Origin of the sequence: Arcicella gelida, from assembly GCF_034931025.1 — a bacterium.
Lineage (GTDB): Bacteria > Bacteroidota > Bacteroidia > Cytophagales > Spirosomataceae > Arcicella > Arcicella gelida.
In genome coordinates this window covers 254,915-279,806 of the sequence record NZ_JAYGIL010000004.1, presented here as the reverse complement: position 1 = coordinate 279,806, position 24,892 = coordinate 254,915, and the positions used below count along the sequence as shown (strand labels likewise).

Genomic DNA, 24,892 nt, shown 5'->3' with positions numbered 1-24,892 from the left:
CTAAAACTGCTCTACACCAGCAAAAAAGAAAAACCCTTCAATAGCCGCATTTTCATCTGAGTCAGAACCATGAATTGCGTTTGCCTGCACCGATTTAGCAAAAACTTTACGGATAGTTCCTTCAGCTGCTTGAGCTGGATTTGTTGCTCCGATTAAAGTACGGAAATCTAATACCGCATTTTCTTTCTCCAAAATCATTGGAATGATTGGTCCCGACGACATATAGTCGCACAATTCACCATAAAAAGGTCTTTCAGCGTGAACTGCATAAAATTCGCCCGCTCTTTCCTTAGTAAGTAGCGTTTTCTTAATGGCTACAATACGGAAACCCGCTTCTTCAATCATTTTAATAATTGCGCCAGAATTACCTTCTGCTACTGCATCAGCTTTAATCATTGTAAAAGTTCTGTTAGTTGCCATATTTTGAGTTTATGAAATGTGTGGAATGTGATTTCTATGAGTTATATAGTTTTAAAGCTTATTAAAAAGCAACTAAAACATCGTTTAAATAGATTATTTATGTAAAATTACGACAAAGCTGTAAGGTTTTAGAAACCTTGCAGCTTTTTTTGTGGAGAATTCTCGCTAACTTTGCCATTCAAATTTAGAATAAAACATAATATCCTGATAATCAATCGTATATAATGCAAAATCTTGAAGCCTTTCGTGAGTTGATTAATACGCCCCAAAAAATTGTAATTACAACCCATTTTAAACCCGATGCAGATGCACTTGGGTCTTCATTAGGTTTAGCAGGATATTTAAGAAAAAAGGGACATCATATTACGGTTATCACTCCTTCCGACTATCCTAAATTCTTGTTCTGGATGCCTAATAATGAGGAGGTTGTTAATTATGAAGATTATAAATTAAGAGGGAAATCTAATAAGTTAATTGCTGAGGCAGATATAATTTTTTGCCTAGATTTTTCAGCTTTGTCACGTATTGAGGCAATGGCAGAGCCAGTTAGGCAATCGAATGCAATAAAAGTAATGATTGACCATCATACTTTTCCTGAAGATTTTGCACAGTTTTCGTATCATGATACCAAAGCAGCGGCTACAGCACAATTAATATTTCAATTAATAGTACTTTTAGGGGATGAATCTTTACTAGATGTTCCAATTTGCGAATGTCTATATGCTGGAATCATGACGGATACAGGTTCTTTCCGTCATCCAAGTACTACGCCAGCAGTACACAGAATTGTAGCCGATATTATGGAAATTGGGGTGAATACAAATTTAATTCATCGCCGAATTTACGACAGTACTACTGCTGAAAGATTAAATTTCTTAGGATATGTTCTTTCTGAAAAATTAGTCATTTTACCAGAATATAGAGTCGCTTATTTTACTGTAACTGAAGAAGAACTCAAACGTTTTAATTCACAAACGGGCGATACTGAAGGAATTGTAAATTACGGCTTACAAATTGAAGGAGTTGTAATGTCAGTAATTATTGTTGACCGTCCAGAGGCCGTAAAAATGTCATTCCGTTCGGTTGAAGAATTTGCAGTGAATCAAATTGCTTCAAAGTATTTCAGTGGGGGCGGACACAAAAATGCTTCTGGAGGCAAAACATCGGGCATTGGTTTACAAGCAACGGTAGAAAAATTCATTAGTATTTTACCAGAATATCAGGCTGAATTATTGGCAGTACCCATTTAATAAAAACGCTCATCGAGCAAAAAAACTAAAATAAAATCAATAAAATCAAACAAAAATGTTCAAAAGAATCAGTGTTGTATTGTTTGCTGCCAGCATGATGGTTGCATGTAACAAGAATCGTGTAGAAGTAAAAGACGGTGTGAAAATCCAAATTCATAGTCACGATGACAAAGCAAGAAAATTAAAAGACGGAGATATTATTTCGTTTACAGCTAAAATTCAAAACTCTACAGACTCAGTACTTCAAGAGTCGCCAGCTTCACAACCAGCACGTGCTATGTTACAACCAGCTGGTTTATCAGGTTTCAAAGGTTCTTTTGAAGATGGTTTACGTTTACTTTCTCTTGGTGATAGTGCAACAATTTATGTTCCTGTAGATTCTTTAGCAAAAGGTGGTCAGCAATTACCTCCATTCATTAAAAAAGGAACAGATTTAAAATATACAGTTAAGATTTTAAAAGTACAGTCGAAAGCTGAATTTGAAAAAGATATGGCTGGAGAACAAGCAAAAGCAAAAGCTGATGCAGAAGACCGTAAAACTAAATTGCCACAAATGATGGCTGATTATGTTAAAAAATCAGGTTTAACATTTAAAACTACTGCTTCGGGCTTACAATATGTTATCACGAAAGAAGGAACAGGCGAAACTCCTAAAACTGGCGATGTTTGTAAATGTATGTATGTAGGTAAATTTTTGGATGGAAAAGTATTTGACCAAAGCCCAAGTCCATTAGATATGCCAATCGGAGGGATGATTCCTGGTTTCAATGAAGCATTATTAATGATGAAAAAAGGAGGAAAAGGTACTTTCTTGATTCCGCCAACAATTGGATATGGAGAGGCTGCTCAAGGACCAATTCCTGCAAACTCTGCTTTAGTTTTTGATGTTGAAGTAATAGATTTCAAAAAAGGCGGACAATAGATTTCACAGAAGGTAAGTGAAGAAGACAATAAAATAAATAAGTAAATAATTTAACCTAAACGGGCTTGAATTTATTTATTTCTAAGATTTTGTTGTATTTTTTTACTTACCTTTTTGGATTTCTGCCATTTTAACAGTTTTTAACGAATTCTCAACAATGGTTTTCGTTATTTTGCGTTTCAAATAAGAGTTTAGTTTCGTTATAATTTTAACGAATAACTGATAATCAAATAACAGTCAGTAATGATGAAGTTCAAATTATTAAACCTTTTAGTGTTTGGGGCGGTAGTGAGTTTGCTCAGTTCGTGTCTTTCTTCGGTTGTATTGGAAGAAAATGTAATCGACCAACAAAACGAAACACAAATCCAGCAATATATCAGTAGTAAAGGCCTAACGATGCAAAAAGCTGGAAATGGGGTTTATTATACAATTACTCAGTCGAATGCCAGTGGTCGCCAAATGCTTTTGGGCGATACAATCCGTTTGCATTATGTCATTACTAGACTCGACGGTGTTAAAATTGATAGTTCTTCGGTACTAACTGACAAGCCTTTTACGTTTTATCATAACGGAGTGAATACCAATATCTTTTTGAAATTCCTTTCTTTATTGCATGAAGGAGAAAAAGGTACGTTTATTCTACCTTCAAGATTAGTGGGTGGCGGAGTAGCTTTCCCTAATTTAGCGGCTAATCAACCCGTTCGTTGTGATATATCTTATTTCTACACATTCGGCGAAGAAGCAGATATTGATCATTATATCGCCAAAAACAATATTACAGTTACAGAAAAAACCACAGAAGGAGTTAGATACATCAAAACAAGAGATGGTTCTGCGGATTTAATAGCAGGGAAAGTGGCAAAAATTAAATATACTGGTAAGTTTTTGAACGGTGAAATCTTCGATACTAATCTAAATACAACAGATTCATTAAGTTTGACAGTGGGTTCTACTGCGGCTTCGTTTGTAACGGGTTTTATGATAGGTGCTAACAAAATGAAACTAGGAGAGAAGGCAACAATAATTTTTAGATCAGCACTGGGTTATGGAGCCACTGGAGATTCAAGAGATGGAGGAAGGATTCCACCATACACACCACTAATTTTTGAACTAGAAATCGTAGCAATGAAAGATCAATAAAAATAAATATAAAACAATGAATAAAAGTATATTTTGGGTGATGTTGGTGGGCGTTGTTGGTTTACTTAGTGCCTGTTCGAGTGGTATTGAAGATACGAGTCAAAGATACATTGAGAACGAAAATAAAGTACTTCAATACGGTAAAGCCAATAATCTGACACTTACCAAAGAAGCTAACTCTGGAACTTATTATGCAGTAACTACTCCAAATACTTCAGGTAGAAGTGCTAAGGAAACAGAATTAGTAAAAGTTTTTTATACGTATAGAAAATTAGACGGAACATTACTCGATAGCACAACTTCAGTACCATTAGGTTTTCCTTATTATACTTACAATACTATTTTAAATATTCCAGTTGCTTTATTGAAAGAAGGCGAAAAAGGAGTATTTATTTTTCCAGAAACAAGCCAATATACAGAACCTACTATCCTGAGTATTGAATTGATTTCAACTCGTAATGAAACGGAACAAATTGGAGAGTTCGTTCAAAGTAAATTTGCAGGATTAAATGTGAATTCAACCAGTACAGGCTTACAATATGTAATTACGAAATCAAACTCTACTGGAGAATTGGTTAAAACTGGACAAACTGTTACCGTTACTTATACAGGGAAATTACTTTTCCCAACGAAAAAAAGAGATAGTAACGGTTTTTATGTTTATAATGAACAATTCGATGCTGGAAGTTTCAGCTTTGTGCTAGGTCAAGGCTCAACTGTAGCAGGTTTTGAAGAAAGTGTTTCAAAACTAAAAGTTGGTGATAAAGGAAGTTTTGTTTTTCCATCATCATTAGGTTATAGTAAAACGGGTAGTCTTGATAACTCGACAGGAGCTTATACAATTCCTCCATATTCACCATTAAATTTTGAAATAGAAGTAACTGCGGTTAAATAAATTCATATTTTCATTAAGAGCCTCCTCACGTAGAAATGAGGAGGCTTTTTATTTATTTTATCATGAAAAAACTATGTTTTGCAACGAACAACGCTCATAAAGTAGAAGAAGTCCAAGCCATTTTAGGAGAACAGTTCGAGTTATTGACACTTAGCCAAATTGGTTGCCAAGAAGAATTGCCAGAAACAGGAAATACTTTAGAAGCCAATTCATTACAAAAAGCTCAATATCTTTTTGACCATTATCAGGTAGATTGTTTTGCTGATGATTCGGGTTTGGAAGTAACAGCATTAGGCGGTGAACCAGGAGTGTTTTCGGCACGATATGCTGGAGAGCAAAGAAGTCATGCCGATAATATCGCTTTACTTTTAAAAAACTTATCAGGAGAAAAAGACCGCTCTGCACAATTCAGAACGGTAATTACTTTGATTTTAGATGGAAAAGTAAATCAGTTTGAAGGAATTATTAAAGGTAAAATTATTGAAGAATTAAAAGGAAGCGAAGGCTTTGGATATGACCCAATCTTTATGCCAGAAGGCTATGAAATAACATTTGCTGAAATGAGTATAGAAGAAAAAGGTGAAATTTCGCATCGTGCAAAAGCGGTTGAAAAATTAATTGAGTTTTTAAAGTAAATATTAAAAACTAGATGAATAGCCACAAACCTAAGTAATTGTTACTTAGTCTTGTGGCTATTTTGCTTTATGGGTTGTAACTGATTAGAAAATAGGTGTTTTTTAAAGATTTATACTTTAAATAGGGGTTTTGAATAGATGAAATGTCTGTATTCTGCGAGCAAATTTGATATTGCCTCTAAATCATGTAAATTCGAATAGAAAATGCTAATTTCTTTAACATTCATAAAGAGAATGACTTACCCAAAAATTTTAAAACTGCTAATTGTTATAATCATTGCTTTAGCTTATCAAAATACCAATGCCCAATACACTATCACTGGAGTTGTAACTGATGCAAAAAATGGAGACCCTTTACCTTTTGCAACAGTTGGCTTGAAAGGCTTGAATGTGGGAGCACAAACAAATTTTGAAGGCATTTATGTCATCAAAACAAAAGTACTTTCCGACTCTATCTATGTCAGTACTGTGAATTACAAAAAGAGAATGAAAGTTCTTGATAGAAAGGCATTGTCTCAAACGATAGATTTTCAATTACAAGGAGAAGCAAAATCTTTGGATGAAGTAGTAGTGTATTCGGGTGAAAATCCTGCATTTAAAATTCTTAGAAAACTTAGTGAAAATAAAGTTAAAAATGATAGAAAGCGACTAAATGCTTTTGAGTATAATTCTTATTCTAAAATGGAATTGGATGTGGATAACCTTTCTGAAAAATTTAAAGAAAGGAAAGTTATGAAACAGATTCAAGGAGCTATTGAAAAGTTTGAAAAATTAGCGGGCGAAGATGGTAAAGCAGTTATACCAACTTTTATTTCAGAAACGCTTTCAAAATATTACTTCCGTGAAAGTCCTTCAAGAAAAAAAGAAGTTATCTTAAAAAATAATATCAAGGGTATTGGTGTAAAAGAAGGAGGCTTTGTTTCGCAACTTGTTGGCGGAAATATTTTTGCCAATTACAATTTCTACGATAATTATGTTCCGTTTTTAGGCAAAGATATTATTTCTCCATTTGGCGATAACTGGAAAGGAACATACAAATGGTTTTTGTCTGATACAACAAATGTTGATGGACATATTTGTTATGGAATGGAATTTGACCCTAAAAATGATAAGGATTTAGTTTTTATAGGAAAAGCTTATATCGATACTACTTCGTATGCTTTGGTTCAGATTGATGCTACGGTTGGAAAAGAAGCCAACATCAATTTTATTGATAAAATAAAAATATCTCAAGAATTAGAACAAACTTCTGAAGGTGCTTGGTTACCTGCCAAAACCCGCTTTTTAATTGACATTGCTGAATTAACTAAAAATTCGGCGGGAATGTTGTTGAAAATGTATATTTCAAATAAAGATTTTGTCGTAAATCAACCTAAAGAATTAAGTTTCTATGATTTGCCAATAGAAGTAGCAGAAAATTCTAAAGAACCTGACCCTAAATTTTGGCTAGAAGCTAGACATGAATCACTTTCAGCACAAGATATTCTGGCTTCAAAATTAATTGATACCGTAAGGAATGTTCCAATCGTGAAGACTTATGTTGAAATTGCAGAAATTGTGGCAAGTGGCTATAAAAGATTCAATAAATTTGGAGTAGGTCCATACATTACACTTTTTTCTGCCAACAAAATCGAAGGTTTTAGAACAAGATTAGGTTTTAAGACAAATGCAGACTTTAGTAAAGAATGGATTCTTAAAGGTTGGGTAGGATTTGGTACGAAAGATTTAGTACTCAAATATGGTGGTGAAGTAGATTATATTATTTCTCGCAGACATTGGACTGTTGCGGGTATCAAGCACAGCTATGACTTAGAACGCATCGGATTGACGCCAGAATTAATTGGTGACAATAAAATATTTTATGCTTTTACACGCTGGGGTGCATTTTCTGGTGCTTTCTACAGAAGAGAAAGTGAAGTATTCTATAAAACAGAGCCTACAAAAGGAATAACTTTTACAGGTTCGCTCACAACAAGAGGTTTTGACCCGCTATTTGAATTCCAATATCGTACTCATCCCGATCAAGGTACACATTCACCTACGATAGATAATTATAACGATACTTTTTTTACAGTTGAAGCACGCTTCGCAAAGAATGAAACATTCTTAATGGATGGTAATGAACGCATAACGCTTGGAAGTAAACGTACTCCTACAGTTACACTAACTTATCAACATGGAATGAAAGTTCTCAACGGAGATTTTCGTTATGATAAGTTTATGGCAAAAGTATTTCAATCGTTTCGTATCGGAACAATTGGGCGCTCTGATTATACTTTGCAGGCAGGCTATATTCCAACAGCTTTGCCAGCACCGCTTTTGTTCCCACATTTAGGGAACGAAACTTTTTTCTATAATCGTGCAGCTTTTAATACGATGCACTACTTTGAATTTGTAAGCGATAAATACGTTTCGTTAAATTATAACCACAATTTTGATGGATTACTCTTTAACCGTATTCCAGCCATTCGTCAATTAAAATGGCGTTTGATTGCTTCAGCGAATGTACTTCTAGGAAGCCAGAGAGCTGATAATAAAGAACTGATGCAAGAAGCGATACCAGTAATTAATCCAAGACATAGCAAAGGAGAATTACAGCCAAGGTATAGTTTTTCAGGACTAGACCCCAACAAACCTTATATAGAAGTTGGATATGGTATTGATAACATTTTTAAGATATTTAGGATTCAGGCATTTCATCGCCTTTCTTACCTAGACCATCTTTCACCATCAGGAAGAAATCCAAGACCTTTTGCATTAAAAGCATCTGTACATTTCTCTTTTTAAGACAAACTTACTAGTTTTACAAAAAGCTCCTACTTTACAGAATATATAGCTGTGAGGTGGGATTTTTTTTGGAATTTTAAATTTCTGTTATGATGGTTATAATATCAACAATTGACAACTTCGAATTATTTGTTTTGTTTGCTGTTAGTGTTGCTACATTTTTTTTCGAGATAGTTAATTTACTGTTTTTCATCTGAGTATTTTGTTTTAAATATTTTTGAAAATTATATTCATTTTTGATGATTCAAAATTGCGGAGAAAAAGGTGTTAAAAAGCACAATCGGTCTTAATCATCGTATTGTCAGTCTAAATGGCTATATTGTATATTTGAATTTTAGAGCTTAATGAGTACACAATCTATTTATTTAAAAGATATGAAGTTTCCTGAAAAGGAAAAATATTAAAAAACATCATAAAATGAATCAAAAGAAGAAAGTACATATAATTGTGTGGGCATTATATGTAATTTATTATCAAATAAGTTATGTTATTGGGTACTTAAATAAATCTGATTTATCTACAAGTTTGATAATTTTAATAAATTGTTTGTGCTGGATAATTATTTTTTATAACTGTGTTTTATTTATTTTCCCTAAGTTCCTATTACGTAAACAATATACCATAACAGTTATTTTATGCATTTTAAATGGAGCTATTCTGACAGTTGTAAATATTTTTTTTATAGTTACCCTTTTTCCTGATTATCCAAATGCAGCATTCAATCAGAAAGTATTATTACTACATTTCTGGAATGCTCAGATTTATACTATTTACGCTCTAGGCTACTATTTCGCACAAAAATCAATCAATCAACAAATAGAAATTGCTACTAGAGATAGAGAAATAGCCAGACAAAGAATCGCCATTGCAGAAAAGGAAGCGAAAATTGCTAAACAAGAATTGGAAATAGCTATCTTAGCGAAAGAAAAAGCTTTGGCGGAAATGGCATTTTTAAGAGCCCAAATCAATCCGCACTTTATGTATAATACCCTTAATATGATTTTTGAAAGGGTAAGAAAGGCTTCTCGTGAGGCTGGTGATATTGTTCTAGCTTTTGCTGAAATGTTACGATATGCCACCAGTACAAAGTCACAAGAAGATGAAGTAGATTTAGAGGGTGAATTGGATTTTGTAAAACAATATATTGAATTACATTTACAGAGATTTCATTATAAAGTTTATATCGACTTTGAAGAAGATGGAGATTTCTCTTACCACAGAATCGTTCCAATGGTCTTGATTACCATTGTTGAAAATGGAATTAAACATGGTGTTTTTGATGAACCAGATATTGCTTTTAGAATAAGAGCCACTTTAATGGATGAAGTATTTGTATTTACGGCTACAAATAAGAAAAATCCATATCCTAATGCCATTGCAGATGCTGGACAGACTGGTATTGGGATTAAAAATATTAAAAAACGACTTTTAACAACATATCCAGCCGAAGCGCATAGTATAGAAATAATTGAGAGCGAAGAGGACTATACAGTAGTATTTACAGTAAATTTTAACCTTCTGAAGAAATGATTAATTGTGTTGTAGTAGATGATGAACAATCTGCATTAGATCTTGTGGTTGACTATATTAATGATACCCCGTTCCTTAACTTAGTGGCTGCGACGACCAATCCCATGGAAGCTGTTGGTATTATACAATCTAGGGAGGTTGATTTGGTATTTGCAGATATTCAAATGCCAAGAATGAATGGCTTGAATCTGGTAAGCCTTTTCGAAAATAAAGTAAAATTCGTAATGACGACTGGCTATCAGGAATATGCTCTAAAAAGCTTTGAATATGGAGTACTAGATTATCTGGTTAAACCTTTTTCATATCAAAGATTCTTGAAGGCTGTCAATAAAATGCCGTTTAATATGACATTGGTTGATGACCCAACGAAATCTGTTGAAACAGCTCCTGAACAGCCCGTTAAAAGAGAAGAATTTATTTTTGTAAAAGTAGATGTAAAAGGAAAATTCCATAAAGTACTTTATAAGGATGTAGTATATATGGAAGCACAAAAAAGTTATGCTTCAATCTATACAAAAGAGGAACGTATTACGACCAATCTTACGCTTTCTGATTTAGAAAAGCGTTTGCCACCTGATCGCTTTATGAGAATTCACCGTTCTTATATTATATCTACAGAGAAAATTACAGGTATTGAAGGAGACGAAGTAATTCTTGATAAAGTAGTACGAATTCCTGTAGGAGATACTTATGCAGATGAGTTTACAAAAGCCATTGAAGGAAGTATTTATTATAAAGAAAAAGACAGTGCTACTTTGGTCTATAGAAAAATTGGAGGAGATAAATAGTTAAGATAAGTTTATACAAAAAAGCCTTAGGATTTTAAAAGTCCTAAGGCTTTTTGCTTCTTTAAAAGCTAAAAACTGTGCTATGTATATTCTTCAAAGTCATTAAGTAAAGCGAAGGCTCGTTACAAGTTTTCAAAAATAAAACATTTAAAAGAGCCAATTTGTACAATTTGAAGAACTTTGTGGGGCTTTCTTGTTTTAATAAATTTTGATTTATATTTGTTTTAGAGAAAAAAAATATAGCACTGTTTGCCTAACATTAATTAATTTTCAATCAATGTCAATTTTAGTACTTATAATTTCTTGCACAATTGCAGCATATTTACTCGGTTCAATTCCAACAGCAATCTGGTATGGCGAAGCGTATTTTGGATTTGATATTCGTAAACATGGAAGTGGTAATGCTGGTGCTACTAATACTTTTAGAGTACTTGGGAAAAGAGCAGGAACAATCGTTTTATTAATTGATGCTATCAAAGGTTGGATTGCTACTTCTTTGGCACTAATGATGTACTACGGTCATTTAATTGATTGGTCTGAATGTCAGAATTTAAAATTACTTTTTGGTTTCGCAGCGGTTTTAGGTCATATTTTTCCTGTATTTTCTAATTTTAAAGGAGGAAAAGGTGTAGCAACTTTATTAGGAATGGTAATGTCAGTACATCCAGAAGCCGCTTTGGTTTGTATGGTGATTTTCTTTTTAGTATTTCTTTCATTTCATTATGTTTCATTAGGAGCTATCATCGCTTCGCTGTCGTTTCCTATATTACTTTTATTAAAAACATTCGGTAAAGAAAACGATTTGGTTATCATCTTCGGGTTTATTTTATTTTTACTTATCCTGATTACTCATCGTAAAAATGTAGTGAGGCTATGTAAAGGACAAGAAAATAGAATTTACCTTCGTCCGAAGAAAGAATCCGTTTAAATCGTTAGAAGATATTATATTTGTACCTTCTGTCAGAAAATTGACGGAAGGTATTTTTTTGACTGAATATTTGGGCATCAAATACAAATAATGGCTCATCATTACACAATCACAACAACATGAAAAACTATATTGAAGCAAATAAAGAGCGTTTTTTAGCTGAATTACTTGACTTATTAAGAATTCCATCGATAAGTGCTGATAGCAAATACAAAGATGATGTAAGAAAAGCTGCTGAGTTTATTGCTGATAAAATTCAATCTGCTGGTGCTGATTTCGTAGAAATCTGTGAAACAGCGGGTTATCCAATTGTATTTGGGCAAAAAATAATTGACAAATCTTTACCAACGGTTTTGGTCTATGGACATTACGATGTACAACCTGCTGATCCATTAAATCTTTGGGATTCTCCACCATTTGAGCCAGTTGTAAAAGACGGAAAAATTTATGCTCGTGGTGCTTGTGATGACAAAGGACAAGTATATATGCACATCAAAGCTTTTGAAACAATGATGGCTACAAATGCTTTACCTTGTAATGTGAAGTTCATGATTGAAGGCGAAGAAGAAGTTGGGTCTGATAACTTGGGTACTTTTGTAAAAGCTAATAAAGAAAGACTAACTGCTGATGTTATTTTGATTTCTGATACAGCGATTATTGCCAATGATATTCCATCAATTGATGTTGGTTTAAGGGGTTTGAGTTATTTAGAAGTAGAAGTAACAGGTTCAAATAGAGATTTACACTCTGGTGTGTATGGCGGAGCAGTAGCGAATCCAATCAATGTGTTGAGTAAAATGATTGCTTCATTACACGATGAAAATAACCATATTACCATTCCTACTTTTTATGATGATGTGGTTGAATTAACGCCTGCTCAGCGTGAAGCGATGGCACAAACGCCATTTGATTTAGAAGCATATAAAAAAGATTTAGCCATAGATGATGTAAGAGGCGAAGCTGGTTATTCAACCTTGGAAAGAGCATCTATTCGCCCGACTTTGGATGTGAATGGTATTTGGGGAGGTTATATTGGAGAAGGTGCAAAAACGGTATTGCCTTCAAAAGCTTCTGCAAAAATTTCAATGAGATTAGTACCAAATCAGCAATCAGATAAAATTACAGAATTATTTACGAAACACTTTCAGGCTATTGCACCAGCTGGAGTAACAGTAACAGTTCGTCCACATCATGGTGGCGAGCCTTATGTTACTCCAACAGATTCTAAAGAATACAAAGCGGCTGAAAAAGCAATGGAAGAAAGTTTTGGTAAGAAACCAGTGCCTACTCGTGGTGGTGGAAGTATTCCGATTGTGGCTTTATTCGAAAAAGAATTAGGCTTAAAAACCGTATTAATGGGTTTTGGATTAGATTCAGATGCTATTCATTCACCGAATGAACATTATGGTTTATTTAATTTTTACAAAGGAATAGAAACGATACCTTTATTTTTTAAATATTACGCAGAATCATAAAGGTTCAGTAAAATATTGCAAAGGTCTGGCATATTTTATGGTAAAACCATTACAGACAAGACAAGACTGTGCTTAATTAAAAAGGCAAATTGTTATATTTGCAAAAAGATAGAAGCGTTGCTACGTAATAAAATATCTTAATACAAAGATTAAAGAGAGGTATAAGTGTTGATTTTTGCCTTTTCTGAAAGAATTGAATTATAATCATCATGACCGAAATTAATTTAGAAGCTCTTACAACAGAAGAAACCTCACGGTATGATAACCTTGATGAAATGTCAGTGCGTGAGATTTTAGAAGGTATTAATAATGAGGACAAAACAGTGCCTTATGCTGTAGAAAAAGCCATTCCACAAATTGAAAAACTAGTTTCAGAGATTGTACCTAGAATGAAAAAAGGAGGAAGACTTTTCTATATCGGTGCTGGAACGAGCGGACGTTTAGGAATTGTAGATGCCTCAGAATGTCCACCAACTTTTGGTGTGCCTTTTGATTTGGTCATTGGTTTAATTGCTGGTGGTGATGGTGCTATTCGTAAAGCAGTTGAAAATGCAGAAGATGATATTGAACAAGCTTGGAAAGATTTAGAAGCTTACGATATTCATGAATTAGATACAGTAATTGGCATTGCGGCTTCTGGAAGAACTCCTTATGTTATCGGCGGTTTAAACAAAGCTCGTGAAAATGGATTATTGACGGGTTCTATTTCTTGTAATGAAGATAGTGAAATCTCAAAAGCTGCTGAATTTAAAATTGAAGCGATTCCTGGTCCAGAATTCGTAACGGGAAGTACTCGTATGAAATCAGGAACAGCCCAAAAGCTAATTCTAAACATGATTTCAACTTCTGTGATGATTCAATTGGGAAGAGTAAGAGGAAACAGGATGGTTGATATGCAACTGAGTAATCATAAATTGGTTGTCAGAGCAGAGAATATGGTCATGGAAGAATTAGGGATTACTCGTGATGAAGCCGAAAGTTTATTGCAAAAACATGGAAGCGTTAGAGCTTCGGTAGATGCCTACAAAGCAAACCATTAACATATCGTTAACAGCAAGTATTAAAACAAGCGGCTATGTTTGTCGTTATAAGTGAAATTACTTAAACCATAAACAAGTCTTATTGCTAATTATAAACATCCGAACAAATAAGATTTAATCAATATATCAGTAACCCTTTCTTTTCTTTATTATGAAAAAAACGATATTTAGCGCACTATTGCTTGCAGGTTTAGCAATTAATGCAAAAGCTCAGGACTTCCCAGAGGATATTAAGCCACTTGTAACGAAGTATGCTTGTACTGCATGTCATAAAGTGGATGCTAGACTTGTTGGTCCTGCTTATACAGATGTAGCAAAAAAGAAATATACTAACGAGAAAATCGTAGAATTAATCGGTGCACCGAAGCCTTCTAACTGGCCAGGTTATCCTCCAATGGCTGCTTTGAAAGTACCTAAAGAAGATGCAATGAAAATTGCAGGATGGATTAATTCGTTAGCGGCGAAATCAAAAGCTAAAGGTAAAAAAAGCTAAGAGCGATTAAACATTATAAAAATACCTTGACATCGGTAACGAACTGTCAAGGTATTTTTTTTGTTCGCTCAATATTAGTATTTTAATCGAGCCACAATTTTATTGATATGAACAAATACCAAGTAACAGTTTATTTTAGCGTTGACCAAGAATTTATGACACTTGTTCCTGAGCATCGTAGTATTATTAATGATTTAATTCTGAAAGGAGTAATAGATTCTTACGCTATTTCAGCAGAAGTGGGTCGTGGATGGATAATTGTTAATGCAAAAAGTAAAGAAAGTGTTCATAAATACCTGCAACGTTCGCCTTTATACAAATACTTTGAATTAGAAATAGATCAATTGATGGTTTATGATTCTCAATCGTATCGTTTTCCTAAAATGTTAATGAATTAAAAAGATTATAACAATCTCAAACATAAAAAAGCCTTGAATGTTGGAAAACGTTCAAGGCTTTTTACTTATAAAAAAATATTTTTAAGCTTCTTCTGATTTTGTTTCTTCTGCTGTTTCAACAGCTTCAACCACAAATGCTTCTGGCAAATTTGCTGAAATGATATTATACCAACTAATCATTTTTTTCACGTCAGAACCATGAACACGTTCACGGTCGAAGTTTGGAACAACTGTTGCTAATAAATCAAAAAGATCGGCTTCGGTAGCATTTTTTGTATTTAATTCTACTTTCTCGCCGTGTGTTTCTCTGATTTTTAAGAAAATATTTGCAAGAGGCATTGCTGCATCTTGATGATCTTCAATATAAACTGAAATATCTTTTAAAACTGATACACGAGCATTCGCACCAACAACCGAACGTGTTTTCTTTCCATCCAAACTTTCAACAATTACTCCTGTACGAGTTGGCTTTAAAATTCTGTATAAACCACTTTGGCCAGAAATATTGGCTATTTCTTTTAATAATTCCATGTTTTATTTTAATGATTTGTTTTTGCAAAATTACTCAATAAGTTCTTAGCAAAATAGTACAAGGCTTGAATTCCTGTTAGACAAGTACTTTTTATGCTTTAAATTCAGCATTTAATTCACTGATTGTTCTCAAGATTTCTTCTCTACCAGAGCCATTAACGGAAGAGCTCACGAAAAATTGTGGCATTTCTTCCCATGTTTCAAGGAGTTTTTCTTGATACAATGCTACGTTTCTATCGGCTGCTGTTTTCGATAATTTATCTGCTTTTGTAAATACTAAACAGAAAGGAATCCCTTCTTCACCCAAACGATTGATAAATTCCATATCAATTTTTTGTGGCTCGTGACGAATATCTACCAATACAAAAGTATAAAGTAAGTTTTCACGATTTGAAAGATAATTATGAATCATTGATTCAAATTTATCACGTTCAGTTTTACTGATTTTGGCATAACCATAGCCTGGTAAATCTACCAAATACCATTTTTGGTCAATCAAAAAGTGATTGATTAATTGGGTTTTGCCAGGCGTTTGCGAAGTTTTCGCTAAGCCTTTTTTCTGAACGATGGTATTGATTAAAGACGATTTGCCCACATTCGAACGACCAATAAACGCATATTCTGGTTTATCTGGTTTTGGACATTTTTCGTATTCTGTATTACTCTGTAAAAATATTGCTTCTGAGACTTTCATAAAACTAATGTTAAAACGCTACTCATTTTTTATAAATGAAATATGTCTTTTTAAAACTTTTACAAATTTACAGAAGATTTAGGACTTCTCTTGCTTCTTGGAAATTTACTCGACGTATGGCACTGTTTAGAAGTCAATTACTGTCTGCAAAACTTGATAACGATGAATAATCTGATGATTTCTTTCCGTATGAAAATCCAGTCTGATGAAACAATCGTATCTTTGTGAAAATTACAGCGATTTCACGCATTCGCTTTTATCAATACCACAAACGATTCTTGAAATCGTGTAGTTTATATGGAAATTTTACAAAATGATTTGTTGTTAAGAGCCGCTAGAGGCGAACAAGTAGAACGTGTACCCGTTTGGATGATGCGTCAGGCAGGAAGAATTTTATCGGAATATCGTGCCGTTCGTGAGAAAGCAGGAAGTTTTATTCAGTTAGCGACCAATCCTGAATTAGCAGCCGAAGTAACGATTCAACCCGTTGATATTTTAGGAGTAGATGCTGCTATTATTTTCTCTGATATTTTGGTTATTCCAGAAGCAATGGGCTTGCCTTATTTGATGGAAGAAAAAGTTGGTCCAATCTTTCCAGAAGTAATAAAAACAATGGCTGATGTGGATAAATTAATCGTTTCAGACCCAGAAGTGGAATTGAAATATGTATTAGATGCCATCAGAATTGTAAAAAAAGAATTGAACGGACGTGTACCTTTAATTGGTTTTGCAGGTGCTCCTTTCACTTTACTTTGTTATATGATTGAAGGAAGAGGTTCAAAGACTTTCTCGAAAGCGAAAAAATACTTGTATTCAGAGCCTGAACTTTCGCATGCACTTTTACAGAAAATTACCGATAGTACTATCGCTTATTTAAAAGCACAAGTAGCGGCTGGTGCAAACCTTGTTCAGATTTTTGACTCTTGGGCGGGTATTCTTTCTCCAGAACAATACCGTATTTATTCATTGCCTTATATCGCTCAGATTTGTGATGCTATTACAGAAGTACCTGTGACGGTCTTCGCAAAAGGTGCTTTCTTTGCTCGTGAAGAAATGAGCAAATTAAATTGTGAAACCATTGGTTTAGATTGGAACATGGATATTGCTGAATCTCGTAAATTAATTGGCGACAGTAAAACATTACAAGGAAATCTTGACCCATGTGTTTTGTACGGTTCTTTTGACGAAATCAAGAAACAAACACGCTCAATGATTCAACAATTCGGTGGACAAAAATACATTGCCAATTTAGGACACGGAGTTTATCCAGATACTGATCCTGAAAAGGTAAAATGTTTTATCGATACTGTTAAGGAGTATAGTTTGTAGTTTTTAACAAAGTTATTAAACATCAAAAAAGCACGACTCTATTAAAGTCGTGCTTTTTTGATAAATAGTGTTACTTCAATTTCACTTACTTCAATTTATCTTTCAAGAAAGTAATTGCTAAAGAGTATGCTTCTTCTGATGCTTCTCTGTCAAATTTTGGATTTGATGGATTGGCAAATGCGTGTTCTGCATCAAAAGATTTTATTTTTACAGATTTTCCTGCCGTCGCCATATCTTTCTCGAACTGAGCTACAACTGCTGGAGAAATCCATTGTTCTTTTCCTGCAAATAATCCTAATACATCACATTTCAAAGTTTTCAATTGTTCAACATCTTTTTCTGGCATTCCATAATACATTACGCAACCTACCGCTTGCTTACCTTCTAAAATAGCAGATTTTAGCGAAAGTCCACCGCCAAAACACCAACCAACTGAAGCAATTTTAGCTTTAGTACCTACAAAAGCCAAAGCACCTTTAATGATAGATTGTAAACGAGCAGGGTCAGCACCCGACATCAATGCACCAGCATCTTTAGGGTCTGTCGCTATTTTTCCATCGTACATATCAATGGCTAGTACGTTTACATCTTTCAAATCACCATAAAATACTTCTGATTGTTTTTTGATATAATCATTCAAACCCCACCATTCTTGATATACAAATAAATACTTATTAGAGGGCTTCACAGATTTAATCAAATAGGCATTTGCCATTTTACCATCTGGTGTTTTGAACTCAATCATTGTTCCGCCAACAGTACTTACATGCGTGTAAGGAAGCGGCGAAAGGTGAGCAGCTTGAAACTCTTTAGTAGATGCCATCAATTGCATGTCATCTTTTGTTAATGAACAACAACTCTGTGAAAAACCAAAGTACGAAAGAGTTGTGAAAGCCAAAGTAGTCAATAGTTTTTTCATCGAAATAGATAACTCCAATCCCCGATGGAGTATTTGTTTTTGGTTTAAACGGTTCATCATTGGGGGACAGTCAATAATGAACACGAACACTGTTGATGTACGTTCATGAGATTAACACAAGATAGACTAAGATGGTTTTGAATGGAAAAATATTTCTGGAAGGATAAAGTGTTTTATCTAGCTATTATTGAGGTGGAATAATAGGAGATAAGTGTTATTTGGGCTCAACAAAAGCTAAATGGAATTCCCAATAATTATTCATTTGTCAATTGTTTCGTTCTAATGAATAATGAAATAAATGCCAATTAAAGACCTTCTTTCAATTTTTTTGACACTATCCCGCTACAATTGACCGTTTACTAATTTTACACAAAGATTTATGCCTAAAAAATTGAAAAATCATCAAAATTTCTGAACTTCTCAGCAGATTTTTACAAACCCCTTTAATTCTGTTTTTCGATTTTCTAAATCGGCTCAAAAGCGCTATGAAAACCTCTTTGTTTCGCCCAAAATCGGGCATCTACTTCCTGCTCATTTCTTTCTTTTTACTGTTTTCTTGTTCAAAATTCGGGGATGTTTCTATCCGAAATATGAATTTTGAAGATGAAGTACAGCTTACGCAGAATTTGGTTTTTACTTTTAGTAAAGATTTGGTCAAAGAATCAGATTTGAATACTTGGTCTTCTGAGCCTCTAATTGAATTTTCGCCAAAAGTAGAAGGTAAATTTAAGTGGACTGCCACCAACGAATTGGTGTTTTCGCCTGCTGTTAGTTTTGAACCAGCTACTGATTACTCGGCAACGGTGTTGAAAAGTATTTTGACAAAAGCTGAAAAAGATTTAGGCTTGGATGTCGATAAAATTAAATTCCATACGCCTTATTTGAAAGCAGAAAATGTAGAAGCATTTTGGACGAAATCAAGAGAAGATGGACAGGCTTCGGCGATGTTGAAAGTAAATTTCAATTATCCTGTGAATCCACAAGAGTTAGCAAAAGTATTGGTTTTGACGGACGAAGACGGCAAGCAACAGGATTTTCAAATCACGCAATCTGGTGCTTTAGCGAATGTGTTAGTGAAACTAAAAAATCAAAGTAATGCCAGCGGAAAATCTTTTAAAGTAACCATTGAAAAAGGACTTTCAATGCCTAATTCAAACTTTGAAACACCAGAAGAATTAAGTTTAGAAACGACTTTGCCAGATATTAAAACCTTAGAAATTATTGACGTTCAGCACGGTTTCGAGAATAACCAAGGTTTTATAAAAGTAATTACCAACCAAAGTGTTTCGGCAGAACGCTTGCAAGAAATGTACGCTGTAACAAGCGATGGCGGCGAAAAACAGCAAGAAACGGTTGAAGAAGCCATTGTAGAATACGATTCTACGGGAAATCCAATCGAAACGAAAACCGTTTCTGTAACGCCAGAAAAAAATAATCCAACACTAAGTACGAAAGTAGAAACGATTGACAATGGTTTTATTATTCGTGGAGATTTTAACGAAAGTGATAATTATATTCTGACGATTAATACGAATATCAAAGGCGTAATGGGAGCGAGTTTGTCGGATGAGTATGTGAAGGATTTGTACTTCGGACAAATGCCTGCTTCGATTGGTTTTGTGAATAAAAAAGCTATTTACTTGTCTTCAAAAGGAAGTAAAAATATTGCTGTCAATATCGTGAATACGCCCAAAGTAAATGTCAGAATTGCCAAAGTGTATGAAAATAACATTTTGCATTTTATGAAGAATGGGCGTTATCAAGATTATAACGATTACAACGAAGAAACAGGCGAATACAAAGCAGGTTCATATATGTACGATACGGATGAATCGGGGCAATATTCAGATGTGATTGTGAATAAAACCGTAGAAACATCTAACCTTGCAAAAGTAAAAGGCGTTCGTGCTTTGAATTTATCTTTGCCCGAACAAAATAGCATTAAAGGCATTTATTTAGTCAGTTTGAATTCAAACGATGAGTATTACAACAGTGCTACCAAATTGGTGAGTATTTCAGACATTGGTTTAATCATGAAAACTTCTGAAAATGAAGTAGTGGTTTTTGCTAATTCTATCAAAACAGCCAAACCTATGCGTGATGTAGAAATCCGTTTGGTTTCAAGTAATAATCAAACCATTCAAACTGCTAAAACCGATTCAAAAGGCATTGTTACTTTCAAAGAGTTAAAAGCTTCTGGCTTTAAAGTAGCGATGATTTCGGCACATACGCCCGACGATTTCAATTACTTATTGATGGATGGCTCGCAAGTTGAAACCTCACGTTTTGATGTAGAAGGCAAACGTGATAATACTTCTGGTTTTGAAGCTTTCGTTTATGGCGACCGTGATATTTATCGTCCGGGAGAAACCATCAATACCAATACTATTATTCGTAAACAAAACTGGGAATCAGTCGGAGAAATTCCTGTGAAAATTCGTCTTTTATTACCAAATGGACGAGAATTTAAAAGCTTTAGAAAAGAAACCAATGCACAAGGAGCTGTGGCTTTGTCTATTCCAACCAATGCTTCTGCTATTACTGGTACTTACATTCTTGAAGTTTTAAATGCCAACGATGTTTTGTTGGCTTCCAGAAATATTGCGATTGAAGAATTTATGCCTGACAGAATCAAAGTAGAAGTGAAATCAGGCAAGGAATTTTACCGAAATGGCGAAACTGTACAAATTTCAGCCACAGCTTTAAATTTATTTGGCCCGCCTGCTGCTGATAGAAATTACGAAATGCAGTTTAAACTCAAACGTAAACGCTTTGAAGCAAAAGATTTCAAAAACTATATTTTTGACATTCAAGACAATACCAATTTTGAAGACGTAGCTCGTGAAGGCGTAACCGATGCCAGCGGAATGTTCAAAGAAAACTTCCAGATTCCTGCTACTTACAGCAATATGGGCGTGCTGGAATCTAAAACTTTTGTGACTGTTTTTGATGAAACGGGTCGCCCTGTGAATAGACTCAAGAAGTTGGATATTTTTACACAAAGTGTTTTCTACGGAATCGGAATGCCCGATACTTATATCAGCACAAACGTTCCTGTGCAGATTCCTTTGGTGGCGGTAAATAAAGATGGAAAACTAACGGCGGCGAAAGGCAAAGTAGAAATTGTACGTTTTGAATATCAGACCGTTATTGAGAAAAATCCGAATAATACCTTAAAATATTCTTCAAAAAAACAGACGAAAGTCGTGTACTCAAGAGCTTTATCTTTTGATAATGGAAAAACTACTTTGGCTTATGCTCCGCCAGTTTCGGGAGAATACGAAGTAAGAGTACATAGCGAAGGTGCAAAATCTTGGACGGCACAAAGTTTTTATGCTTACGGTTTTGGTAGTACACAAAACAGTTCTTTTGAAGTAAACAATGAAGGACAAGTAGAAATGGAATTTGATAAAGAAAAGTACAATGTAGGCGACAAAGCCAAAGTACTTTTCAAAACGCCTTTTGCTGGAAAACTGATTGTGACGATTGAGCGAAATCACGTGTTAGAAAATTTTGTGATTGAAACGGATAAAAAATCGGCAGAGTTGAGTTTCCCGATTCATAAAGAACATTTGCCTAATGTGTATGTTTCGGCTACGCTGATTCGTCCATTGGATGATTCAAATTTACCGCTGACGGTGGCACATGGTTATGCTCCTGTGATGGTGGAAGATGTTGATAATCAATTACCAATTGAAATTGTGGCGGTTGAAAAATCTCGTTCAAAAACCAAACAAAAAATAACCATTAAAACCAAAGCCAATACCGAAGTAACCATTGCGGTGGTGGACGAAGGCATTTTGCAATTGAAAAATTTCAAAACGCCCGACCCTTACAATCATTTTTACCAAAAACAGGCTTTAGAAGTAAACAGCTTTGATTTATATCCTTTCCTTTTCCCAGAATTATCTATTTCAGGAAGCTCGTCGGTTGGTGGCGATGGTTATGATTTAGAAAAAAGAGTCAATCCATTAATCAACGGCAGAGTAAAATTAGTAGCGATTTGGTCGGGCATTGTGAAAACTGGTTTTGGCGGAGAAACTACTTTTGAAGTAGATATTCCACAGTTTTCGGGCGATTTACGCATCATGGCAGTTGGTTACAAAGACGAAGCCTTTGGTTCAGCCACCAAAAACATGAAAGTTGCCGACCCATTGGTGGTAAGTACGGCTTTGCCAAGATTTGTTTCACCTAATGATGAAATACAAGTACCCGTAAACATCACCAATACTACCAAACAAAATGCTTCGGTAAGTGCCAATATTACTTTGTCGGGCGGACTGTCGGTTACGAGACAAAGAACGCAAAATTTGGTTATTCCAGCAGAAAAAGAAGGTAGAACCTACTTCTCTGTAAAAGCAGGAGCGATGACGGGCAATGCCGTAGTAAACGTTACAGTAAATGGTTTGAAAGAGAAGTTTACTGAAAAAATAGATTTAACCATTCGTCCAAGTACTTCTTTAATGAAAACGGCTGTTGCTGGACAAGTAAATGGTGGCGGAACGGCTATGGTAAATTTGGTGCATGATTATTTACCAAACAGTATTAGTTCAGAAATTACGCTGAGTAAATCGCCGATGGTGCAGTTTACCAATCAGTTCCAAAGTTTGTTAGACTATCCTTATGGTTGTGTGGAACAAACAACTGCTTCAGCTTTTCCACAGTTGTACTTTGCCGATTTGGTAAAACAAATTCAGTCGGGCAAAAAGCCTTATATGAAAACGGGTGATAATCAGTTGAATCCACGATTTAATGTTGAAACTGCGATTCGTAAATTAGAAACAATGCAATTGCCAAGCGGAGGAATGTCGTACTGGCAAGGTGGCGAGCGTGAATCTTGGTGGGGTTCTGCTTTTGCCACGCACTTTTTGTTGGAAGCTCAGAAAAATGATTTTGAAGTAAATAATACTACTTTGGGCAAATTGATTGAGTACCTCAGCAATCAATCTAACACAAAAAAGACCGAAAACGAATATTATTATGTGGGAAGTAGCTACACGACCAAAGTAATTGCAAGCCGAGAAACCATTTATAGCTTGTACGTTTTGGCTTTGGCTGGCAAACCCAACCGTTCGGTAATGAATTATTATAAAGCCAATCCGAATATTTTAACAACCGACGAAAAGTATTTATTAGCGGCAGCTTACAGTTTGATTGGCGATGTAAGAAGTTACTCAGCCATTTTACCGAAAAACTATGCTTTTGAACAAACTGAAAAACAATCTGGCGGAAGTTTCAGCTCGCCAATTAGAAATCAGGCTTTGGTATTGAATACTTTGATTGATACCGACCCGAATAATATTCAGATTCCTACTTTGGCAAGACAACTTTCCACAGTACTCAAACAAGAACGTTGGCTAACTACGCAAGAACAATCTTTTGCCTTTTTAGCTTTGGGTAAATTGGCGAAAAAAGCCAACGCAAGCAACATTACGGCTTCGTTGATTGCCAATGGAAAAGTGGTTGGAAATTTTACGGTAAAGGATTTATTAGTAAAAAATATCGCTAATCAGTCGCAAATTCGCACGCAAGGAAAAGGTACTTTGTATTACTTCGCTCAAGCAGAAGGTTTGAGTGCTTCGGGCAAATACGAAGAAACGGATAATATTTTGAGAGTGCGTAAGCAATTCTATACTCGTTCGGGGCAACCTTTGGGCGAAGCTAAATTCAAGCAAAATCAATTGATTGTGGTGAAAATTACCTTATCCACATCGAATGGTTTGAATGTGGATAACGTAGTGGTGACGGATATGTTACCAGCAGGCTTGGAAATTGAAAACCCAAGATTGAATGCTGATAGAGATTTAGTGTGGATAAAAGACCAAAGTACGCCAGAGCATTTTGACATTCGAGACGATAGAATTAATTTCTTCACCAATGTTTCGGACAAAGCCCAAACCTTCTATTATTTGGTAAGAGCCGTTTCAAAAGGTAAATTCCAAATGGGACCCGTTTCCGCAGATGCGATGTATCGTGGAGAGTACAGAAGTTATTCAGGCGGAGGTATTGCGGTGGTGGAATAAAATAGTAATTATTTGTGATTTCGGACATACGTCCGAAATCACAAATCCAACATTAAAGTTTGGCTTTTCTTCCAGTCTTGATAACCTTTCATCGCCAAGGCTAATAAAAGTAAATACAATAGACTTGTTCCGTAAAGACCTTTGTATAAGTACATTCCTGTATAAAAAAAGTCTGCACCAATCCACAAAATCCAGTTTTCAAGGTATTTTCTTGCCATCATCCATTGGGCAATTAAACTGATTGCCGTTAGTCCCGAATCTACATAAGGTAAACTAGCATCAGAATATTTGCTGTGCATATAACCTGAAGCAAAGGTGAATGCTAAAAAAATCACAGAACAAGCGAGCCAAAATTTAGTAGGCATTGTAGTTACTGGCAATTCTGTTCTTTCTTTACCTCCAAAAAGCCATTGATACCAACCATAAATACTTAAAATGATAAACACTACTTGCAACTCCATATCCGAATACAATTTGAATTGCCAGTAAATCACTCCATAAATCCCAGAAGAAACAATTGCCCAAAACCAGCCCCAAATATTCTGACGGGTATTCAACCACACACAAATTAATGTTGTGAGTATCCCTAAGCCTTCTAACCAGTTTTGTTGGATGTATTCTTGCATGATTGTTTAATTTGAAAATTTGGGAATTTGAAGATTTGAAAATGTTTTATGATTGATAAAAATAAAAAA

Annotated in this window: 20 protein-coding genes; 15 read left to right on the top strand and 5 right to left on the bottom strand. The window is 34.8% G+C overall.

The window, feature by feature from the left end:
* Positions 1 to 420, bottom strand: coding sequence for a nucleoside-diphosphate kinase (locus tag VB776_RS04865; protein ID WP_323326564.1), 420 nt, complete (start codon positions 418 to 420; stop codon positions 1 to 3).
* 224 nt (positions 421 to 644) lie between these two features.
* On the opposite strand from VB776_RS04865, the gene VB776_RS04860 reads away from it, so the two are divergent.
* From VB776_RS04860 to VB776_RS04800, 13 genes are all read left to right on the top strand, one after another.
* Positions 645 to 1,670, top strand: a complete 1,026-nt coding sequence (locus tag VB776_RS04860; RefSeq protein ID WP_323326562.1) for a DHH family phosphoesterase — start codon at positions 645 to 647, stop codon at positions 1,668 to 1,670.
* 55 nt (positions 1,671 to 1,725) lie between these two features.
* Complete coding sequence (locus VB776_RS04855) at positions 1,726 to 2,592, top strand: FKBP-type peptidyl-prolyl cis-trans isomerase (protein ID WP_323326560.1); 867 nt, start codon at positions 1,726 to 1,728, stop codon at positions 2,590 to 2,592.
* 243 nt (positions 2,593 to 2,835) lie between these two features.
* The gene (locus VB776_RS04850) at positions 2,836 to 3,732 is read left to right on the top strand and encodes an FKBP-type peptidyl-prolyl cis-trans isomerase (protein WP_323326558.1); all 897 of its coding nucleotides are present in this window, start codon (positions 2,836 to 2,838) and stop codon (positions 3,730 to 3,732) included.
* A 16-nt stretch (positions 3,733 to 3,748) separates the two neighbouring features.
* Positions 3,749 to 4,627 carry an FKBP-type peptidyl-prolyl cis-trans isomerase gene (locus tag VB776_RS04845; RefSeq protein ID WP_323326556.1) on the top strand — a complete coding sequence of 293 codons (879 nt, stop codon included), beginning with the start codon at positions 3,749 to 3,751 and terminating at the stop codon, positions 4,625 to 4,627.
* A gap of 62 nt (positions 4,628 to 4,689) precedes the next feature.
* Positions 4,690 to 5,262: a non-canonical purine NTP diphosphatase gene (locus tag VB776_RS04840; RefSeq protein ID WP_323326554.1), complete on the top strand. Its 573-nt coding sequence runs from the start codon at positions 4,690 to 4,692 to the stop codon at positions 5,260 to 5,262.
* Between the two features lie 234 nt (positions 5,263 to 5,496).
* Positions 5,497 to 8,049: a DUF5686 and carboxypeptidase-like regulatory domain-containing protein gene (locus tag VB776_RS04835; protein WP_323326552.1), complete on the top strand. Its 2,553-nt coding sequence runs from the start codon at positions 5,497 to 5,499 to the stop codon at positions 8,047 to 8,049.
* A gap of 417 nt (positions 8,050 to 8,466) precedes the next feature.
* Positions 8,467 to 9,579, top strand: coding sequence for a sensor histidine kinase (locus VB776_RS04830; protein WP_323326550.1), 1,113 nt, complete (start codon positions 8,467 to 8,469; stop codon positions 9,577 to 9,579).
* Positions 9,576 to 10,367: a LytR/AlgR family response regulator transcription factor gene (locus VB776_RS04825; protein ID WP_323326548.1), complete on the top strand. Its 792-nt coding sequence runs from the start codon at positions 9,576 to 9,578 to the stop codon at positions 10,365 to 10,367. Before VB776_RS04830 ends, VB776_RS04825 begins: the two co-directional genes overlap by 4 nt.
* 277 nt (positions 10,368 to 10,644) lie before the next feature.
* On the top strand, positions 10,645 to 11,295 hold the full coding sequence (gene plsY, locus VB776_RS04820; RefSeq protein ID WP_323326546.1) for a glycerol-3-phosphate 1-O-acyltransferase PlsY: 651 nt from the start codon (positions 10,645 to 10,647) through the stop codon (positions 11,293 to 11,295).
* A 68-nt stretch (positions 11,296 to 11,363) separates the two neighbouring features.
* The gene (locus tag VB776_RS04815; RefSeq protein WP_323326687.1) at positions 11,364 to 12,770 is read left to right on the top strand and encodes a dipeptidase; all 1,407 of its coding nucleotides are present in this window, start codon (positions 11,364 to 11,366) and stop codon (positions 12,768 to 12,770) included.
* Positions 12,771 to 12,979: 209 nt separating this feature from the next.
* On the top strand, positions 12,980 to 13,810 hold the full coding sequence (gene murQ / locus VB776_RS04810; RefSeq protein WP_323326544.1) for an N-acetylmuramic acid 6-phosphate etherase: 831 nt from the start codon (positions 12,980 to 12,982) through the stop codon (positions 13,808 to 13,810).
* A 151-nt stretch (positions 13,811 to 13,961) separates the two neighbouring features.
* A complete protein-coding gene (locus tag VB776_RS04805) occupies positions 13,962 to 14,303 on the top strand; it encodes a c-type cytochrome (RefSeq protein WP_323326542.1) in 342 nt (113 codons plus the stop codon).
* Between the two features lie 107 nt (positions 14,304 to 14,410).
* Complete coding sequence (locus VB776_RS04800) at positions 14,411 to 14,701, top strand: hypothetical protein (RefSeq protein ID WP_323258330.1); 291 nt, start codon at positions 14,411 to 14,413, stop codon at positions 14,699 to 14,701.
* Positions 14,702 to 14,782: 81 nt separating this feature from the next.
* Here the strand turns inward: VB776_RS04800 and VB776_RS04795 are convergent, their stop codons facing one another.
* Both VB776_RS04795 and yihA read right to left on the bottom strand, forming a co-directional pair.
* Complete coding sequence (locus VB776_RS04795; RefSeq protein WP_323326539.1) at positions 14,783 to 15,232, bottom strand: DUF5606 family protein; 450 nt, start codon at positions 15,230 to 15,232, stop codon at positions 14,783 to 14,785.
* 91 nt (positions 15,233 to 15,323) lie between these two features.
* Complete coding sequence (gene yihA, locus VB776_RS04790) at positions 15,324 to 15,926, bottom strand: ribosome biogenesis GTP-binding protein YihA/YsxC (protein WP_323326537.1); 603 nt, start codon at positions 15,924 to 15,926, stop codon at positions 15,324 to 15,326.
* A gap of 297 nt (positions 15,927 to 16,223) precedes the next feature.
* Here yihA and hemE point away from each other — a divergent pair, with 297 nt between their 5' ends.
* A complete protein-coding gene (hemE, locus tag VB776_RS04785; RefSeq protein ID WP_323326535.1) occupies positions 16,224 to 17,255 on the top strand; it encodes a uroporphyrinogen decarboxylase in 1,032 nt (343 codons plus the stop codon).
* Positions 17,256 to 17,340: 85 nt separating this feature from the next.
* Here hemE and VB776_RS04780 read toward each other — a convergent pair whose 3' ends face one another.
* Positions 17,341 to 18,174, bottom strand: a complete 834-nt coding sequence (locus VB776_RS04780) for a dienelactone hydrolase family protein (protein WP_323326533.1) — start codon at positions 18,172 to 18,174, stop codon at positions 17,341 to 17,343.
* A 485-nt stretch (positions 18,175 to 18,659) separates the two neighbouring features.
* Here VB776_RS04780 and VB776_RS04775 point away from each other — a divergent pair, with 485 nt between their 5' ends.
* Entirely contained in the window at positions 18,660 to 24,197 is a 5,538-nt protein-coding gene (locus tag VB776_RS04775) for an alpha-2-macroglobulin family protein (RefSeq protein ID WP_323326531.1), read from the top strand.
* Positions 24,198 to 24,235: 38 nt separating this feature from the next.
* Here the strand turns inward: VB776_RS04775 and pnuC are convergent, their stop codons facing one another.
* Positions 24,236 to 24,823, bottom strand: a complete 588-nt coding sequence (pnuC, locus tag VB776_RS04770) for a nicotinamide riboside transporter PnuC (protein ID WP_323326528.1) — start codon at positions 24,821 to 24,823, stop codon at positions 24,236 to 24,238.
* Positions 24,824 to 24,892 lie beyond the last annotated feature (69 nt).

What these genes read in the sequence shown, in the direction of transcription:
- VB776_RS04865 (WP_323326564.1), bottom strand. Translation starts at nt 420, where the DNA reads ATGGCAACTAACAGAACTTTTACAATGATTAAAGCTGATGCAGTAGCA.
- VB776_RS04860 (WP_323326562.1), top strand. Translation starts at nt 645, where the DNA reads ATGCAAAATCTTGAAGCCTTTCGTGAGTTGATTAATACGCCCCAAAAA.
- VB776_RS04855 (WP_323326560.1), top strand. Translation starts at nt 1,726, where the DNA reads ATGTTCAAAAGAATCAGTGTTGTATTGTTTGCTGCCAGCATGATGGTT.
- VB776_RS04850 (WP_323326558.1), top strand. Translation starts at nt 2,836, where the DNA reads ATGATGAAGTTCAAATTATTAAACCTTTTAGTGTTTGGGGCGGTAGTG.
- VB776_RS04845 (WP_323326556.1), top strand. Translation starts at nt 3,749, where the DNA reads ATGAATAAAAGTATATTTTGGGTGATGTTGGTGGGCGTTGTTGGTTTA.
- VB776_RS04840 (WP_323326554.1), top strand. Translation starts at nt 4,690, where the DNA reads ATGAAAAAACTATGTTTTGCAACGAACAACGCTCATAAAGTAGAAGAA.
- VB776_RS04835 (WP_323326552.1), top strand. Translation starts at nt 5,497, where the DNA reads ATGACTTACCCAAAAATTTTAAAACTGCTAATTGTTATAATCATTGCT.
- VB776_RS04830 (WP_323326550.1), top strand. Translation starts at nt 8,467, where the DNA reads ATGAATCAAAAGAAGAAAGTACATATAATTGTGTGGGCATTATATGTA.
- VB776_RS04825 (WP_323326548.1), top strand. Translation starts at nt 9,576, where the DNA reads ATGATTAATTGTGTTGTAGTAGATGATGAACAATCTGCATTAGATCTT.
- plsY (WP_323326546.1), top strand. Translation starts at nt 10,645, where the DNA reads ATGTCAATTTTAGTACTTATAATTTCTTGCACAATTGCAGCATATTTA.
- murQ (WP_323326544.1), top strand. Translation starts at nt 12,980, where the DNA reads ATGACCGAAATTAATTTAGAAGCTCTTACAACAGAAGAAACCTCACGG.
- VB776_RS04805 (WP_323326542.1), top strand. Translation starts at nt 13,962, where the DNA reads ATGAAAAAAACGATATTTAGCGCACTATTGCTTGCAGGTTTAGCAATT.
- VB776_RS04800 (WP_323258330.1), top strand. Translation starts at nt 14,411, where the DNA reads ATGAACAAATACCAAGTAACAGTTTATTTTAGCGTTGACCAAGAATTT.
- VB776_RS04795 (WP_323326539.1), bottom strand. Translation starts at nt 15,232, where the DNA reads ATGGAATTATTAAAAGAAATAGCCAATATTTCTGGCCAAAGTGGTTTA.
- yihA (WP_323326537.1), bottom strand. Translation starts at nt 15,926, where the DNA reads ATGAAAGTCTCAGAAGCAATATTTTTACAGAGTAATACAGAATACGAA.
- hemE (WP_323326535.1), top strand. Translation starts at nt 16,224, where the DNA reads ATGGAAATTTTACAAAATGATTTGTTGTTAAGAGCCGCTAGAGGCGAA.
- VB776_RS04780 (WP_323326533.1), bottom strand. Translation starts at nt 18,174, where the DNA reads ATGAAAAAACTATTGACTACTTTGGCTTTCACAACTCTTTCGTACTTT.
- VB776_RS04775 (WP_323326531.1), top strand. Translation starts at nt 18,660, where the DNA reads ATGAAAACCTCTTTGTTTCGCCCAAAATCGGGCATCTACTTCCTGCTC.
- pnuC (WP_323326528.1), bottom strand. Translation starts at nt 24,823, where the DNA reads ATGCAAGAATACATCCAACAAAACTGGTTAGAAGGCTTAGGGATACTC.